Origin of the sequence: Streptomyces sp. YS415, from assembly GCF_023544665.1 — a bacterium.
GTDB lineage: Bacteria > Actinomycetota > Actinomycetes > Streptomycetales > Streptomycetaceae > Streptomyces.
In genome coordinates this window covers 41217-56139 of sequence record NZ_JAMJFL010000022.1, presented here as the reverse complement: position 1 = coordinate 56139, position 14923 = coordinate 41217, and the positions used below count along the sequence as shown (strand labels likewise).

General features: G+C 73.4%; 17 protein-coding genes. 10 read left to right on the top strand and 7 right to left on the bottom strand.

All coding sequences use genetic code 11. The features are described 5' to 3' along the window. The first annotated feature begins 136 nt into the window (after positions 1–136). Both M8H82_RS25370 and M8H82_RS25365 read left to right on the top strand, forming a co-directional pair. Positions 137–754 carry a TOPRIM nucleotidyl transferase/hydrolase domain-containing protein gene (locus tag M8H82_RS25370; protein ID WP_250077331.1) on the top strand — a complete coding sequence of 206 codons (618 nt, stop codon included), beginning with the start codon at positions 137–139 and terminating at the stop codon, positions 752–754. Between the two features lie 47 nt (positions 755–801). Further along, entirely contained in the window at positions 802–1671 is an 870-nt protein-coding gene (locus tag M8H82_RS25365; RefSeq protein WP_250077330.1) for a fructosamine kinase family protein, read from the top strand. A 5-nt stretch (positions 1672–1676) separates the two neighbouring features. On the opposite strand, the gene M8H82_RS25360 is transcribed toward M8H82_RS25365, so the two are convergent. Further along, on the bottom strand, positions 1677–2135 hold the full coding sequence (locus tag M8H82_RS25360; protein WP_250077329.1) for a MarR family winged helix-turn-helix transcriptional regulator: 459 nt from the start codon (positions 2133–2135) through the stop codon (positions 1677–1679). Positions 2136–2320: 185 nt separating this feature from the next. Between M8H82_RS25360 and M8H82_RS25355 the strand changes: the two genes are divergently transcribed. After that, on the top strand, positions 2321–2680 hold the full coding sequence (locus M8H82_RS25355; RefSeq protein ID WP_250077328.1) for a hypothetical protein: 360 nt from the start codon (positions 2321–2323) through the stop codon (positions 2678–2680). Between the two features lie 15 nt (positions 2681–2695). On the opposite strand, the gene M8H82_RS25350 is transcribed toward M8H82_RS25355, so the two are convergent. After that, on the bottom strand, positions 2696–3715 hold the full coding sequence (locus M8H82_RS25350; protein WP_250077327.1) for a trans-acting enoyl reductase family protein: 1020 nt from the start codon (positions 3713–3715) through the stop codon (positions 2696–2698). A gap of 100 nt (positions 3716–3815) precedes the next feature. On the opposite strand from M8H82_RS25350, the gene M8H82_RS25345 reads away from it, so the two are divergent. Then, entirely contained in the window at positions 3816–4760 is a 945-nt protein-coding gene (locus M8H82_RS25345) for a helix-turn-helix domain-containing protein (RefSeq protein WP_250077326.1), read from the top strand. 18 nt (positions 4761–4778) lie between these two features. On the opposite strand, the gene M8H82_RS25340 is transcribed toward M8H82_RS25345, so the two are convergent. Next, complete coding sequence (locus M8H82_RS25340) at positions 4779–5708, bottom strand: FkbM family methyltransferase (protein ID WP_250077325.1); 930 nt, start codon at positions 5706–5708, stop codon at positions 4779–4781. A gap of 92 nt (positions 5709–5800) precedes the next feature. After that, the gene (locus tag M8H82_RS25335) at positions 5801–6016 is read right to left on the bottom strand and encodes a hypothetical protein (protein WP_250077324.1); all 216 of its coding nucleotides are present in this window, start codon (positions 6014–6016) and stop codon (positions 5801–5803) included. Between the two features lie 104 nt (positions 6017–6120). Here M8H82_RS25335 and M8H82_RS25330 point away from each other — a divergent pair, with 104 nt between their 5' ends. After that, positions 6121–7026: a LysR family transcriptional regulator gene (locus M8H82_RS25330; RefSeq protein WP_250077389.1), complete on the top strand. Its 906-nt coding sequence runs from the start codon at positions 6121–6123 to the stop codon at positions 7024–7026. 59 nt (positions 7027–7085) lie between these two features. On the opposite strand, the gene M8H82_RS25325 is transcribed toward M8H82_RS25330, so the two are convergent. Continuing rightward, a complete protein-coding gene (locus tag M8H82_RS25325) occupies positions 7086–7649 on the bottom strand; it encodes an NAD(P)H-dependent oxidoreductase (RefSeq protein WP_250077323.1) in 564 nt (187 codons plus the stop codon). A 98-nt stretch (positions 7650–7747) separates the two neighbouring features. Here M8H82_RS25325 and M8H82_RS25320 point away from each other — a divergent pair, with 98 nt between their 5' ends. Genes M8H82_RS25320 through M8H82_RS25305 form a run of 4 tightly spaced genes read left to right on the top strand, consistent with a single transcriptional unit; the run spans position 7748 to position 12183 of the window. Then, complete coding sequence (locus M8H82_RS25320; RefSeq protein WP_250077322.1) at positions 7748–8428, top strand: TetR/AcrR family transcriptional regulator; 681 nt, start codon at positions 7748–7750, stop codon at positions 8426–8428. Positions 8429–8486: 58 nt separating this feature from the next. Beyond that, complete coding sequence (locus M8H82_RS25315; RefSeq protein WP_250077321.1) at positions 8487–9521, top strand: LacI family DNA-binding transcriptional regulator; 1035 nt, start codon at positions 8487–8489, stop codon at positions 9519–9521. Positions 9522–9538: 17 nt separating this feature from the next. Beyond that, positions 9539–10717, top strand: a complete 1179-nt coding sequence (locus M8H82_RS25310; RefSeq protein WP_250077320.1) for a 4-hydroxybenzoate 3-monooxygenase — start codon at positions 9539–9541, stop codon at positions 10715–10717. A gap of 29 nt (positions 10718–10746) precedes the next feature. Beyond that, a complete protein-coding gene (locus M8H82_RS25305; RefSeq protein WP_250077319.1) occupies positions 10747–12183 on the top strand; it encodes a benzaldehyde dehydrogenase in 1437 nt (478 codons plus the stop codon). Between the two features lie 29 nt (positions 12184–12212). Here M8H82_RS25305 and trxA read toward each other — a convergent pair whose 3' ends face one another. After that, on the bottom strand, positions 12213–12599 hold the full coding sequence (gene trxA / locus M8H82_RS25300; RefSeq protein ID WP_250077318.1) for a thioredoxin: 387 nt from the start codon (positions 12597–12599) through the stop codon (positions 12213–12215). 140 nt (positions 12600–12739) lie between these two features. On the opposite strand from trxA, the gene M8H82_RS25295 reads away from it, so the two are divergent. Next, entirely contained in the window at positions 12740–14173 is a 1434-nt protein-coding gene (locus M8H82_RS25295) for an NAD(P)/FAD-dependent oxidoreductase (protein ID WP_250077317.1), read from the top strand. A 65-nt stretch (positions 14174–14238) separates the two neighbouring features. Here M8H82_RS25295 and M8H82_RS25290 read toward each other — a convergent pair whose 3' ends face one another. Then, the gene (locus M8H82_RS25290; RefSeq protein WP_250077316.1) at positions 14239–14883 is read right to left on the bottom strand and encodes a peptide deformylase; all 645 of its coding nucleotides are present in this window, start codon (positions 14881–14883) and stop codon (positions 14239–14241) included. Positions 14884–14923 lie beyond the last annotated feature (40 nt).

The following is a 14923-nucleotide window of genomic DNA, read 5'->3' as shown; positions in this document are numbered from 1 at the left end:
AAAGCCCATTGCGCAGTCCCTGCTCGGGTGTGGGGGTGTTCGGCGGCGGTGCGTACGTCGCCGAACGCGTCCTGCCCGATCGGTGCGGGGCGAAAAATGCCTGGCTCCGGGGCCGGAACTGGCCGAGACTCGCCTCATGGCGGACATGGGAGCGTTCCGGGACGCGGTCACCGAATGGGCGGCGGGCGGCCCGGCCGGACCCGCGCACGAACTGGCCGCGCGGCACCCCATCCGGACGGTCGTCCTGCTCGAAGGGCTCAGTGACGTCGCGGCCGTCGACGCGCTGGCGGAGCGCCGCGGGCGGAACCTGGCCGAGGACGGTGTCTGCGTCCTGTCCATGGGCGGCGCGATGAGCGTCGGCCGCTATGCCCAGCTCCTCGGCGCACCCGGCCTGGGCCTGCGCCTCACGGGCCTGTGCGACGAGGCGGAACGCCCCTACTACGCCCGCGGTTTCGTCCGGGCGGGCGCGGCGGAGCGGGACTTCTTCGTCTGCGCGGCGGACCTGGAGGACGAGCTGATCCGCGCGCTGGGCGTGTCCCGGATCGAAGAACTCGTCCACGCGGAAGGCGACGCGCGCCCCCTGCGGACGTTCCTGCGCCAGCCCGCCCAGCAGGGCCGCGCCCCCCAGCAGCAGCTCAGGCGCTTCTTCGGCACGAAGAAGGGGCGCAAGATCCACTACGGCCGGGTTCTCGTCGAGGCCCTGGAGCCCGACCGCGTTCCCGCCCCGCTCGACGATCTGCTCGCTGCCCTCTGACCGCTCGGCAAGCCCTGGCCGACGGCGCGGCGGCCTACGCTGCCGTCATGAGGGATCCACAGGAGCAGGAGGCCGCCGTGGCGGCCCGCTTCACCGGCGGTGCCGTGCTCGGCACGCGGCGTCTGTCCGGCACGCTGGCCGAAGTCGCCCTCGACGGCGGGCGGGTGGTGATGGTGAAGCGCGGCGACGGCGGGCCCGGTGCGACCCGGGCCGAGGCGGCGGGGCTGCGCTGGCTGAGGGACTCCGGCACGGTCCGGACGCCGGCCGTGCACGGACACGACGAGGAGTGGCTGGTGACGGACCGCGTCCCGGTGGGTCGCCCGAGTCCCGAGGCGGCGGAGCGACTGGGCCGCGAGCTGGCCGCGTTGCACGCCGCGGGAGCCCTGGCGTTCGGGGCGCCGCCGCCCGGCGGCCCGAGGGACGCCTACATCGGCCTGGCCCCGATGGAGAACGTCGACGGCACGGACTGGCCGCGCTGGTACGCCGAGTACCGGGTGCTGCCGTATGTGCGCCGGGCGGTCGACGGCGGCACGCTGGATGCCGCCGAGGCGACGGAGTTCGAGCGGGTCTGCGCCCGGCTGCCCGAACTGGCGGGCCCCGCGGAGCCTCCGGCCCGGCTCCACGGCGACCTGTGGAACGGCAACGTCCTGTGGGGCGCCGACGGGCACGCCTGGCTGATCGACCCGGCCGCGCACGGCGGCCACCGCGAGACGGACCTGGCGATGCTCCACCTCTTCGGCTGCCCCCACCTGGACCGCCTCCTGGACGGCTACCGGCGGGCGGCACCGCTCAGCGACGACTGGCCCGACCGGATCGCCCTGCACCAGCTCTTCCCGCTGCTGGTCCACGCGGTCCTGTTCGGCCGGGGCTACGCGGAACAGGCGCTGGCGGCGGCACGGTCGGCGCTGACGCGCTGACCTGGTCAGGCGGGGACGCGCAGGGTCTCCACGGCCTTGACCAGCGGGGCGAGTTCGGGGTTCAGGGCCGCCTCGTCGAGGGCCTCGCGCAGGGCGGACTCGTTGGTGGGGCGGGCCTCTTCGAGCAGCTTGAGACCGGCTTCCGTGACGTCGGTGTAGATGCCGCGGCGGTCGGTGGGGCAGAGGTAGCGGGAGAGCAGGCCGCGGTCCTCCAGGCGGGTCACCAGCCGGGTGGTGGCGCTCTGGCTGAGCACGACGGCGTCGGCGACCTGCTTCATCTGGAGATGGCCGCCCTCGCCGGAGTGCTGCCGGCTGAGGACGTCGAGCAGCGAGTACTCGCGCACACTGAGGTCGTGCCCGGACTGCAGGGCACGCTCGATGTGGGCCTCGATCCGCCCGTGCAGCAGGGAGAGCGCGCACCAGCCCTGGGCAAGGGCGGTGAGTGCGGGGTCTGTGGCGGTCATGGGGCCTGGCTCCTCCGTCCTGGTGTGACTGCCCCCAGGATATGCCATCCGCGAAATTGCCGTCGTGCGCAATTATCTCACCCGCAAGTACTGCGCGCGGCGGGCGCCTGCGGAAAAGCCGATGGCGCCCCGCCGCGCTCCGCCGCTACGGTCAGGCTCCAGCCACGAAGAGAGAGACCGATCCGATGAGCAGCCGCCGGCCCGTGACGACGACCCTCTGGCGCCCCACCGGGCCCGAGGAGCTGGCCCTGGTCCGGGAGCTGGAGTGGCGGGCCTGGCCGCCGCGGCTGCCGGAGCAGCCGATCTTCTACCCGGTGCTCAACGAGGACTACGCGGTGCGGATCGCCCGGGACTGGAACGTCAAGCACAGCGGCGCCGGCTTCGTGACCCGTTTCGAGGTCGAGTCCGGGTTCGTCAGCCGCTACCCGGTGCAGCAGGCGGGCGGCGAGACGATCCTGGAGCTGTGGGTACCGGCCGAGGACCTCGACGAGTTCAACGCCCACATCGTCGGCACGATCGAGGTCGTGCACGAGTTCCGGCGTTGACCCCGCGGCCCACTCCTACCGGGTCACCTCCACGGACACGTGCTCCGACAGCGAGGCGAGGAAGTCCGCCGCGTCGAAGGCCGCCCCGGCCGAGGCGACGCCGAGCGTCCTCGTCCGCCCGGTGAGGATCCGGCGCACCGCCTCCACGGCGAGGGGGGCGGTGACCGCGTAGATGTCCCGGCCGCGGGCCACCGCCCGGCGTTCGCGGCCCGCCGAGCGGACGACGACGTCGACGAGGAAGGTCTGGTCGGAGCGTCCCCGCTCGTCGGAGGCGGTCGGGGCGGGCGTGTCCGGGGTCGCGATGTCCGTGGCCGCCTCGGTCGTCATGTAGGTCCGCACCTCCGGCACGGTCAGATGGCTGGGGACGGTGACGACGTCGGCCATCGTGAACTCGGCGACGACCGGACGCTCGCCCAGCGGCTCGGGGAACGGCCAGTCCACGACGGTCGTCGCGTCGTCGTGGTACTCCAGGCGCCCCTTGCTGAAGCGGACCCGGCGGCCCCCGCGCCGCTCCCGGGACACCTCGCCCGCGATCCGCGTCCCGGCGGTGGGGTGCCAGCCGTTCAGGCCGTACGCGATGTGCGCCTCGTCGGCGCTCGTCCAGTCACCCATCGCCGCGGTGACGAGCAGGTCGCCGAGTCCCCCGTAGAAGGCCATCGCGGGGACGACCAGCGTGCCCGCCGCCCGGGCGCGCTCGCCGAAGTGCGTGAACGTGTCGTCGTTCGCCTCGATCTCGGCCGCCACGTCCACGTACGGGATCCCGGCCCGCAGCGCCGCCTCGATGACCGGCGCGGCGGTCGTCGCGAAGGGCCCGGCGGCATTGATCACGGCCGCCGTCCCGGCCAGCGCGCGGTCCAGCGAGGCCGCGTCGTCGACGGACGCCGGACGGACCTCCAGGCCCGGCGCGGCCGACGCCCGCAGCTTGTCGGCGTCCCGCCCGGACAGCACCGGCACGAACCCGCGCTCCAGCAGTTCCGCCACCACGAACCGCCCGGTGTGCCCGTACGCGCCGAACACCGCAACCCGCTGTCCCATGATCTCTCCCCGTCCTCGTCCGTTCCGTTGAGATCATCCTGGCAAGGACGGGCGCCCCACCGTGAGTGTCCGGAACGACACTGCCCATACAATTACGGACATGAGATCAGTCGCGTTCGCCGTCACCGACGGGATGCTGCACTTCGAACTGGCCGTAGCCCAGGAGGTGTTCGGCGACGCCCCGGACGCGGTCCCGGGACCCTGGTACGACGTGGCCGTGTGCGGACCCGGCGCGGTGCGGGTCGGCCGGTTCCGGCTGGAGCCCGACCACGGGCTCGACCGGCTCCGGGAGGCCGACACCGTGATCGTGCCCGGCTGGGCGGACATCGACGTCGAGCCGCCCGCCGAACTGGTCGACGCGGTCCGCGCGGCGCACGAGGCGGGCAGCCGGGTCGCCTCCCTGTGCACCGGGGCGTTCGTGCTGGCCGCCGCGGGCCTGCTGGACGGCAGACGCGCGACGACGCACTGGGCGCACACCGACGCGCTGGCCGCCCGCCATCCCCGGGTGGAGGTCGACCCGGACGTGCTCTACGTCGACAACGGCAGCGTGCTCACCTCGGCCGGGAAGGCCGCCGCCCTGGACCTGTGCCTGCACCTGGTCCGGCAGGACCGCGGCTCCGCCGTCGCCAACACCGTCGCCCGCCGGCTGGTCGTGCCCCCGCACCGGGCCGGCGGCCAGGCGCAGTTCGTCACCACCCCGGTGCCCGCCCGGGACGACCATCCGCTCGCCGCCCTGCTGCCCTGGGTGATGGCACGCCTCGATCAGCCGCTGACCGTGGAGGACCTGGCCCGCCGGGCCCGGACCAGTTCCCGCACCCTGGGCCGCCACTTCCGGGCGGCGACCGGCACCACCCCGCTGCAGTGGCTGCTCAACCAGCGCCTCCGCCGCGCCCAGGAGCTGCTGGAGACCACCGACGACAGCGTCGACGCCATCGCGACCGCCACCGGCATGGGCACCGCCACCACCTTGCGCCGCCACTTCCACCGCACCCTCGGAGTGCCCCCGGACACCTATCGGCGGACCTTCCGCGCGCAGCACGGCTGAGGGCGGCCGGACGAGGGCCTAGGTGGTCTCGGGCGCCGCCTTCGCCCGCATCATCACGCAGTCGAACTCCACCACCCGCCCGGTGGCCGCCTCGCGGGTCACCGGGTACATGCCGGTGATCTCGAAACCGCCGTCCTCGTACGCGGCGACGGACTCGCTCATCGGCGGGCTGCCCTCGTACAGGCGCAGCATGGCGACCTCCGACTGCAGGCCCGCGAAGTCGGCGATCCGTTCCCCGGCGCCGGCGTACACCTCCAGGTCGTAGCCCTGGGTGTCCATCTTCAGGAAGGGCCGCGGGTCGTCGATGCCGTCGAGGGCCTCGTCGAGTACGGCGTCCAGGCGCCGGATGCGGATCTCCTCGGTGCGGGTGGTGCGGAAGCGTTTGTAGCGGTCGCGGCCGTAGTCGCTGGCCGGGAGCAGGGAGTTCATGGTGTTCCAGCCGACGTGGATCTCGGCCGTGGTGTCCTCGCGGCCCAGGCCGCAGTGGTGCACCTGCCACTTCGGATCGTGTTCGGCGGCCTTGCTCAGCTTGGCGAAGGCCTCCGAGGTCGGTTCGAAGGACACGATCCGGCCCCGGTAGCCGTGCTTGCGCAGCCTCTTGGCGTACTGGCCGTTGTTGGCGCCCACGTCCAGCACGCAGTTCACGCCGTACAGGTCGAACATCGCGGTGACGTGCTGGGTGCACAGGTATTCGGCCGCCGCCATCTGGAGCTTGCGCTCGTCCGCCGCGGATGTCTCGCCGAGGACGAGCCGGGCCCCGCTCTCGCCCAGCGGGACGGTGGTCCAGGCGCGCGGGGCGCCGCGCAGGACCAGCCAGGTGTCCTTGTCCAGGGATTTCACCGTGTACCGGCCGCGCCGCGAGACCAGCGCGGTCCCCGGGGCCACATCCGTCACCCGCAAGCCGAGACGGGGCATCAGCTGGAGCAGTCTGCGGTAAAGGGTCTGCATCCGCCCACCCTGGCAGAGTTGACCGGAATCGGTCCCCTGTTTGAACGCTTTACAACGGGCGGGTGGCGTCCAGGAGTTCAGCGGCCGGCCGGTCACGCCTGCGCGGTCACCGGCGGCCGGCTGCGCGAGACGACCCGGACACCGCTCGCCTCGACGATCCGGACCTGCAGTGAACCGCAGCCGCACCGGGTCCACACCGTGCGGCCCGCGGCGGTGTCGTGCCGGGAGACCACCTGGAAGGGCTCGGCGGCGTCGGGCCGGCCGCAGTGCGGGCAGGCGGTGCCGGTGGTGGCGGCGGTGCTGGTCATGGCAACTCCTCGTAGGCCGTGTTCGGTTCACTGACCAGCCTGCTGCCCCGCCTTCATTTACGTCCAGGTTGACTTTCTGCACGACACCTTGAAGCGTGAGCTTCATGATTGACCTGCGCCGACTGCACGTCCTGAGGGCCGTCGCCCACTACGGCACGGTCACCGCGGCCGCCCGAGCCCTGCACTTCACCCCGTCCGCGGCCTCCCAGCAGGTCCGGCAGCTCGCCCGTGACCTGGGCGTCGACCTGCTGGAACCGCAGGGGCGCGGGGTCCGGCTCACCCCCGCCGCGGAGAGCCTGCTCGCCCATGCCGACGCCATCCAGGCCCGCTGGGAGGAGGCCGAACGCGATCTGCGCGCGGAGTACGGCGCCCCCGCCGGGCCGGTGCGCGTCGGCGGTTTCCCGGTCGCCGTCTCGGTGCTCCTCGCCCCCATGGCCGTACGGCTGCGCGAGCGGCACCCCAAGCTGCGCGTGCTGATCCAGGAGACCGCGGTGGCCGAGAGCTTCGACCTGCTCTTCGAGGGGGAGCTGGACCTGGCCGTGGTCCAGGCGACCCCGCACAACCCGCCGCTCGGCGACGCCCGGTTCGACCAGCAGCCCCTGCTCGACGACCCCTACGACCTGGTCGTGTCCGAGGATCACCCGCTGGCCGGGCGCACGGGCATCGACCTCGCCGAGGCCGCGCACGAGGACTGGATCGCGCCGGTGCCCGAGAGCCCGTGCCGCACCCATGTGATCTCGGCGTGCCAGGAGGCCGGGTTCACCCCCGGCGTGGTCCATCACGCGCACGACTGGAACGCCACCGCCGATCTGGTGGCCCACGGGCTGGGGGTCGCGCTCATCCCGCGCCTCGCCCGGCTGTCCCCGCGTCTGCCGGTCGCGCGGGTGCGCTGCGCCGGCCATCCGCACCGCAAGCTGCTCAGCGCCACCCGCAGCGGCTGCCGCACCCGGCCCGCGGTCGCCGCCGCGCTGGAGGAGCTGAGGGCGCTGTCGGCCACGGCGGTGCGCTGACATGCCGGAGCGGGGCGGGAACCGTCGGGTTCCCGCCCCGCTCCGGCAAGCGAGGTGCCTCAGGCGGCGGCCGTCTCGCCGGCGTACTCGTGCACGCGGGCGATGACCTCGGTCAGCTGCGCGGCGATCTCGGTGTCGTCGGCCGGGTGCGTCTCGGCGAAGCGGGTGAGGGAGCCCGGGATGGACAGCTTGACGTCCTCCAGCACCTTGCCGCCGGCGATGCCCACGGCCTTGCGGGTCTCGTCCTGCGCCCACACGCCGCCGTACTGGCCGAAGGCGGTGCCCACCACGGCCACCGGCTTGCCGCCGAAGGCGCCGGCGCCGTAGGGGCGGGACAGCCAGTCGATGGCGTTCTTCAGGACGGCCGGGATGCTGCCGTTGTACTCGGGGGAGAACAGCAGGAACGCGTCGGTGGCCTGGGCGGCCGCGCGCAGCTTGGCGGCGGGCGCCGGGACGCTGCCCTCGACGTCGATGTCCTCGTTGTAGAAGGGGATCTCGGCCAGGCCCTCGAAGAGCTCGACCTCGGCGCCCTCCGGCGCGAGCTGCACGGCGGCCTCGGCGAGCTGGCGGTTGTGCGAACCGGCGCGAAGGCTGCCGACGAGCGCGAGGATGCGAACAGACATGCGAACTCCAAGTGTGAAACAGCGGCGGGGGAGTAACCGGACCGGGGTCCGTTTAGTTTGTAGCATCCTAAGCGGACCGCGGTCCAGTTTCATTCCCGATGCTTTACGCTGGCTTCATGTCCGCCTCCCTGCCGCCCTTCCCGCTGCCCCAGGAGCCCGTCGGCGAGCCGGAACTGCTCCAGCTGGGCCGTCCGGAGGACGAGCCCTGCCTGCGCGCCGACGCCGCCCGCAACCGCGCCCGACTGCTGGAGGCCGCGGGGCAGCTGGTGGCGCAGCACGGCGCGGCCGGGGTCACGATGGAGGCGGTGGCCGCGGCGGCCCAGGTCGGCAAGGGGACGGTGTTCCGCCGCTTCGGTGACCGCACCGGCCTGCTCACCGCCCTGCTCGACCACTCCGAGAAGAACTTCCAGTCCGCGGTCATCACCGGCCCCCCGCCCCTCGGTCCCGGCGCGCCGCCCCTGGAGCGGCTCAGGGCGTTCGGCCTCGCCCTGCTGCGCCGCTGCGTCGACCAGCTGGAGCTCCAGCTCGCCGCCGAGGCCGACCCGCAGCGCCGCTACGACATCGCCCCCCGCCGCTTCCTGCGCGGCCATGTCCTCATGCTGCTGCGCCAGATAGTCCCCGACGCTGACTGCGACTTGCTCGCCCTGACCCTGATGGCGTACCTCGATCCCCCGATGGTCCACTACCGCAGCAAGGTCCGCGGGATGCCGCAAGAGCGCGTCGAGGCCGGCTGGCTGGATCTCGTCGACCGCCTCACGAGGACCGGTCCGCCCTCCTGACGGCGTGACAGCCCCGCCCGGACGCGTCTTCACAGCTTCTGCAAAGATGCCGTACGTCATGGTGCAGATACCGAATACGCCCGCGTCCGCGTCTCCCGCACCGCGCTCCGTTCCCACGAGCGCCGATGTGGCCCGCCTGGCCGGCGTCTCGCGCGCGACCGTCTCCTACGTCCTCAACAACACCAGTGCCGTACGGATCAGCGAACCCACCCGGCGCCGGGTGCGCGAGGCCGCCGAGGAACTGGGCTACGTCCCGCACGCGGCCGCCCGCAGCCTGCGCGCCGGGCACAGCCGGATGGTCCTGATGCCCGCCCCGGCCTTCCCGGTCGGGCCGCTGTACAGCCAGTTCATCAGCGACCTCCAGTCCGCCCTCGGCCGCCTCGACTACACCGTCGTGCAGTACGGCAGCGTCGGCCTGCACGGGGACGAGGCCGCCCGCGCCTGGGCGGAACTGCGTCCCGTCGCCGTCCTGGTGCCGGGCTCCGGGCTCGGCCCGCAGGGCGTGACGGTCCTCAAGCGTTCCGGTGCCCGGGCCGTGGTCACCATCGGCTCCCAGTGCGTCGAGGGCGCCCACACCCTCCAGATGGACCACTCGGCGGTCGGCCACGGCGCGGGGCGCCACCTCTACGAGCGCGGCCGGCGCCGGATCGGCGTGGTGGTGCCCGCCGAGCCCGGCCTGGAGGCGTTCTCCGGGCCCCGCCTCGACGGCGTGCGGCGCGCCCTGGCCGGCACCGACGCCACGGTGACGGAGCTGCCCCTCGGCTACGACGAGCAGGCCGCCGCCCGTCTCGCCGCGCGCTGGCGCGAGCTCGCCCTGGACGCCGTGTTCGCCTACAACGACGAATACGCGATGCTCCTGATGAGGGCCCTGCAGGACGAGGGCGTGGAGGTGCCCGGGGACACGGCCGTCATCGGCGCCGACGACCTGATGCTCGGCAGGCTGCTCAGGCCCAGACTGAGTACCGTCCATATCGAGCTGCCGTCCGGCCGCGACCTGGCCGAACTGGTCGACCGCGCGGTGCGCGACCCCGCCGCCGCGCCCGAGACGCACAAGGTACTGGGTGCATCGGTGGTGCACCGCGACTCCAGCTGACGTACGGGAGGCAGGCCATGCGCACGACCGTCGGCATCATCGGCGGTGGCCCCGCCGGGCTGCTCCTCGCCCGTCTGCTGCACCGCGCCGGCGTCGACTGCGTCGTCCTGGAGAGCAGAACCCGTCACTACGTCGAGCACCGCCAGCGCGCGGGCATGCTGGAGCAGGGCACCGTCGACACCCTGCGGGAGGCGGGCGCCGCCGATCGGCTGCGGGCCGAGGGCATGGTGCACCGGGGCATCGAGCTGCGCTTCGAGCGGGAGCGGCACCACATCGACTTCCCGGCCCTCACCGGCGGCCGTACCGTCACCATCTACGCCCAGACCGAGATCGTGCGGGATCTCATCGCCATCCAACTGGCCGACGGGCCACCGCTGTTGTTCGAGGCGCGGGCCCTGACCGTCGAGGGCGCCGAGAGCGAGCGGCCCGTCGTGCGGTATCTGCGCGAGGGCCGGGAGGAGACGCTGGCCTGCGACTGGGTCGTCGGCTGCGACGGCTTCCACGGCGTGTCGCGGGACGCCGTACCGGCCGCGGTGAGCCGGGCGTACGCGCACGACCACCCGTACGCCTGGCTCGGGATCCTCGCCGAAGTGCCGCCGTCCTGCGAGGAGTTGATCTACGCCCGGGGCGAGCGCGGCTTCGCCCTGCACAGCATGCGCTCACCGTCGGTGTCGCGGCTCTACCTCCAGGTCCCGGTCGGCACCGACCCGCGGGACTGGCCCGACGACCGGATCTGGGAGGAACTCTCCGCCCGGTTCGCCATCGACGCCGACTGGACCCTGGAACGCGGACCCATCACCGCCAAGTCCGTGACCTCGATGCGCAGTTACGTCCACGAGCCGATGCGGCACGGCCGGCTGCTGCTCGCCGGGGACGCCGCCCACATCGTCCCGCCGACCGGCGCCAAGGGCCTCAACCTCGCCGTCTCCGACGTCCGCGTCCTGAGCCGCGCGCTCGCCGCCTGGCGCTCCACAGGCGAGACGCAACTGATCGACAGATACTCGGAAGTGTGCCTGGCGCGCGTGTGGCAGGCCACGCGTTTCTCCTACGACATGACTAAGATGTTGCACGCTCAACCAGACGGGGATGCGTTCGATCAGCGGATGCAGCTCGCACGTCTGCGCCGGATCACCGCATCCCGCCACGCGGCCGCCGAACTGGCGGCGAACTACACGGGACTTCCGCTCCCCGAGTGAGTCCCGCGGTGACCGAACGGAGAGCCCCCATGTCGTTGCTCGACCCCCAGTCCTGGCAGCCCCGCCCCCTGGCGGGCCCCGAGCACACCGTCACCGAGCCCGCCACCGGCGACGCGCTCGGCACGGTCACGCTCGCCGCCGCCGAGGACGTCGCCCCCGCCGCCGAGGCCGCCCGCGCGGCACAGGCCGAGTGGGCGCGACTGCCGCACTTCGTGCGCGCCGGGGTCCTGCGCAGGGCGGGCGACCTGTTCACCGCGCACGCCGACGAACTGCGCGAATGGCTGGTGCGCGAGTCCGGCTCGATCCCCGGCAAGGCCGACTTCGAGCTGCACGTCGCCGCCCAGGAGTGCTACGAGGCCGCCGCCCTGGCCTCCCGCCCGGCCGGACACGTCCTGCCCACCGAGGCGCCCCGGCTGTCCTACACCCGCCGGATCCCGGTCGGCGTGGTGGGCGTGATCGCCCCGTTCAACGCCCCGCTGATCCTCTCCATACGCTCCGTGGCCCCCGCCCTCGCCCTCGGCAACGCGGTCGTCCTCAAGCCGGACCCGCGCACCGCCGTCTGCGGCGGCCTGGCACTCGCCGCGGTCTTCGCCGAGGCGGGCCTGCCCGAGAACCTGCTGCACGTGCTGCCCGGCGGCGCGGAGACCGGAACCGCCCTGGTCGCCGACCCGAGGGTGCCGGTGATCTCCTTCACCGGCTCCACCGCGGCGGGCCGGGCCGTCGGCGAGGCCGCCGGACGCCACCTCAAGCGCGCGCACCTGGAGCTGGGCGGCAACTCCGCCCTGATCGTGATGGAGGACGCCGACCTGGACGCGGTGATCTCCACCGCCGCCTGGGGCTCCTTCTTCCACCAGGGCCAGATCTGCATGACGACCGGCCGCCACCTGGTGCACCGCTCGCTGTACCGGGAGTACGTCGAACGCCTCGCCGCGAAGGCCGACTCGCTCGCCGTCGGCGACCCGCACCGCGACCAGGTCCACCTCGGCCCGCTCATCGACCGCCACCAGCTCGCCAAGGTGCACGGCCTGGTCGAGGCCAGCGCCGCGCGCGGCGCCAAGCTCGCCGCGGGCGGTACGCACGAGTCGCTGTTCTACCGGCCGACGGTCCTCGCCGACGCCGCCGACGACACCCCCGCCTACGCGGAGGAGGTCTTCGGACCCGTCGCGCCCGTACGGCCCTTCAGTACCGCCGAGGAGGCCGCCGCCCTCGCGGCGGACGGACCCTACGGCCTCTCCCTGGGCATCGTCACCCGGGACGCGGCCCGCGGCCTGGACCTCGCCGAGCGCATCCCGACCGGCATCGTGCACATCAACGACCAGACCGTGAACGACGAGGCGGTCGCGCCCTTCGGCGGTACGGCGGCCTCCGGGACCGGCGCACGGTTCGGCGGCGAGGCCAATCTGGACGCCTTCACGGACGTGCGCTGGACGACGGTACGCGGCGACGTGGCGGCGTACCCCTTCTAGGACCTTCCAGGACCTTCTGGGACCGGGAACTACTGGCCGTCCTGCTCGGACTGCGCCTGCTGGGCGGCCACGGCCTTGCGGACCTCGTCCATGTCGAGCTTGCGGGCCTGCCCGATGACGTCCGTCAGGGCGGCCTCGGGCAGCGCGCCCGGCTGCGCGAACACGGCGACCTGGTCCCGGACGATCATCAGCGTCGGGATGGACTGGATACCGAAGGCCGCGGCCAGCTCCGGCTGCGCCTCGGTGTCCACCTTGCCGAACACCAGATCGGGGTTCGCCTCCGCCGCCTTCTCGTAGACCGGGGCGAACTGCCGGCACGGGCCGCACCAGGCCGCCCAGAAGTCGATCAGGACGAACTCGTTGTCCGTGACCGTCTGGTCGAAGTTCTCCTTGGTGAGTTCCACGGTGCTGCTCATGGCGTGCTCCCTCTTCCTGGTGTCGGGCGAAGCCGTCGGCACAACACGGCCGGACCGGCGGGTATTCCGTGCGCGGACAGGCACGCATCGGCGCACTTACCCGTGTGGCCTTGGAGCACACCACCCACCAGACTGACCCCATGACGGAAACGGAAACCATCGCGTACGACGTCGTGGTGCTCGGGGCCGGGCCCGTGGGGGAGAACGTGGCCGACCGCACCCGCGCGGCCGGCCTGTCCACCGCGGTCGTGGAGAGCGAACTGGTCGGCGGCGAGTGCTCGTACTGGGCCTGCATGCCCAGCAAGGCCCTGCTGCGCCCGGTCATCGCCCAGTCCGACGCCCGCCGCCTGCCCGGTCTCAGCGCCGCCGTGCAGGGACCCCTCGACACATCGGAGGTGACGGACCGGCGGGACGGCTTCACCTCCCACTGGACGGACGACGGCCAGGTCGGCTGGCTGGAGTCCATCGGCGCCGACCTCTACCGCGGCCACGGCCGGATCACCGGGACCCGCACGGTCACCGTGACCGGCTCCGGCGGCACCGAGCGCGTCCTGACCGCCCGGCACGCCGTCGCCGTGTGCACCGGCACCCGCGCCGTCCTGCCCGATCTGCCCGGACTCGCCGAGGTGAAGCCCTGGACCAGCCGCGAGGCCACCAGCGCCAAGCTGGCCCCCGGGCGCCTGGTCGTGGTGGGCGGGGGAGTGGTCGCCACCGAGATGGCCTGCGCCTGGCAGGGCCTCGGCTCCCGGGTCACCCTGCTGGTCCGGGGCAAGGGCCTGCTGCCCCGGATGGAGCCGTTCGCCGGTGAGCTGGTCGCCGAGGCGCTCACCGAGGCGGGCGCCGACGTCCGCACCGGCACCTCGGTGGAGTCCGTGACCCGCGAGAACGGCACCGTCGTGGTCGTCACCGACGGCGGCGACCGGATCGAGGCCGACGAGATCCTCTTCGCCACCGGCCGCGCCCCGCACACCGACGACATCGGCCTGGACTCGATCGGCCTCGACCCCGGCTCCTGGCTCCCGGTCGACGACAGCCTGCGCGTCACCGGCAGCGACTGGCTCTACGCCGTCGGCGACGTCAACCAGCGCGCGCTCCTCACCCACCAGGGCAAGTACCAGGCCCGGATCGCGGGCGCCGCGATCGCCGCCCGCGCCTCGGGCGACCCGCTCCTGGAATCGGAGCCGTGGGGAGCCCATGCGGCCACCGCCGACCACGCGGCCGTCCCCCAGGTCGTCTTCACCGACCCCGAGGCAGCCTCCGTGGGCCTCTCCCTGGCGGAGGCCGAACAGGCGGGCCACCGGGTCCGCGCGGTGGACTACGACATCGCCAACGTCGCCGGCGCCTCGCTCTACGGCGACGGCTACCGGGGCCGCGCCCGCATGATCGTCGACGTGGAACGCGAGATCCTCCTCGGCGTCACCTTCGTCGGCCCCGGCGTCGGCGAACTCATCCACTCCGCGACCATCGCGGTCGCGGGCGAGGTCCCGATCAGCAGGCTGTGGCACGCGGTTCCGTCGTACCCGACGATCAGCGAGGTGTGGCTGCGGCTGCTGGAGACGTACCGGGACAGCTGAGCCCAGGGGGACAGGGGCGTCGTGCCGCCGCCCGGGGCGGCACGGTCGCCCGTGGCCGTTCGGCACTACGGCAGGTCGAAGCCGAGCGCTGCCGCGGCACCGGCCGGGGTCGGCTGGGTCCAGCGCTCGGCCATCGCCCGGTTCGACGACAGCGAGCGCAGCTCGGCCCGGTCGAGGTAGAGCGTCCCGTCGAGGTGGTCCGTCTCGTGCTGGACGATCCGGGCCGGCCAGCCGGTGAACACCTCGTCCAGCGCGCGGCCGTGCTCGTCCTCACCGGTCAGGCGCACCTCGGCAGCCCTCGCCACCACCGCCTGCCAGCCCGGCACGCTCAGACAGCCCTCGAAGAAGGCGGCCCGGGCCGAACCCACGGGCTCGTACGACGGGTTCACCAGGACCCGGAACGGCTGTGGCACCCGGCCGCGGGCCAGACGGACCTCGTCCGGCACCGGCGCCGGATCCTCGAGCACGGCGATCCGCAGCGGGACGCCGACCTGCGGCGCCGCCACGCCCACGCCGGGCGCCGCGTGCATGGTCAGGCGCAGGGCCTCGACGAACCGGGACAGCAGGGCGGGGCCCAACTGGCCGTCGTAGCGCTCGGTCTGCCGCCGCAGTACCGGGTCGCCCGCCGTGACGATCGGCAACGGGCCGCCCGTGGACAGGAGTTGCTCGACCTGCTCGGCCAGGGGCGCGTGGTCGTTCGGTGATGCCATCGGGTCAGGATGCCATGCGCCGCCTCGTGTGACTCAGGTC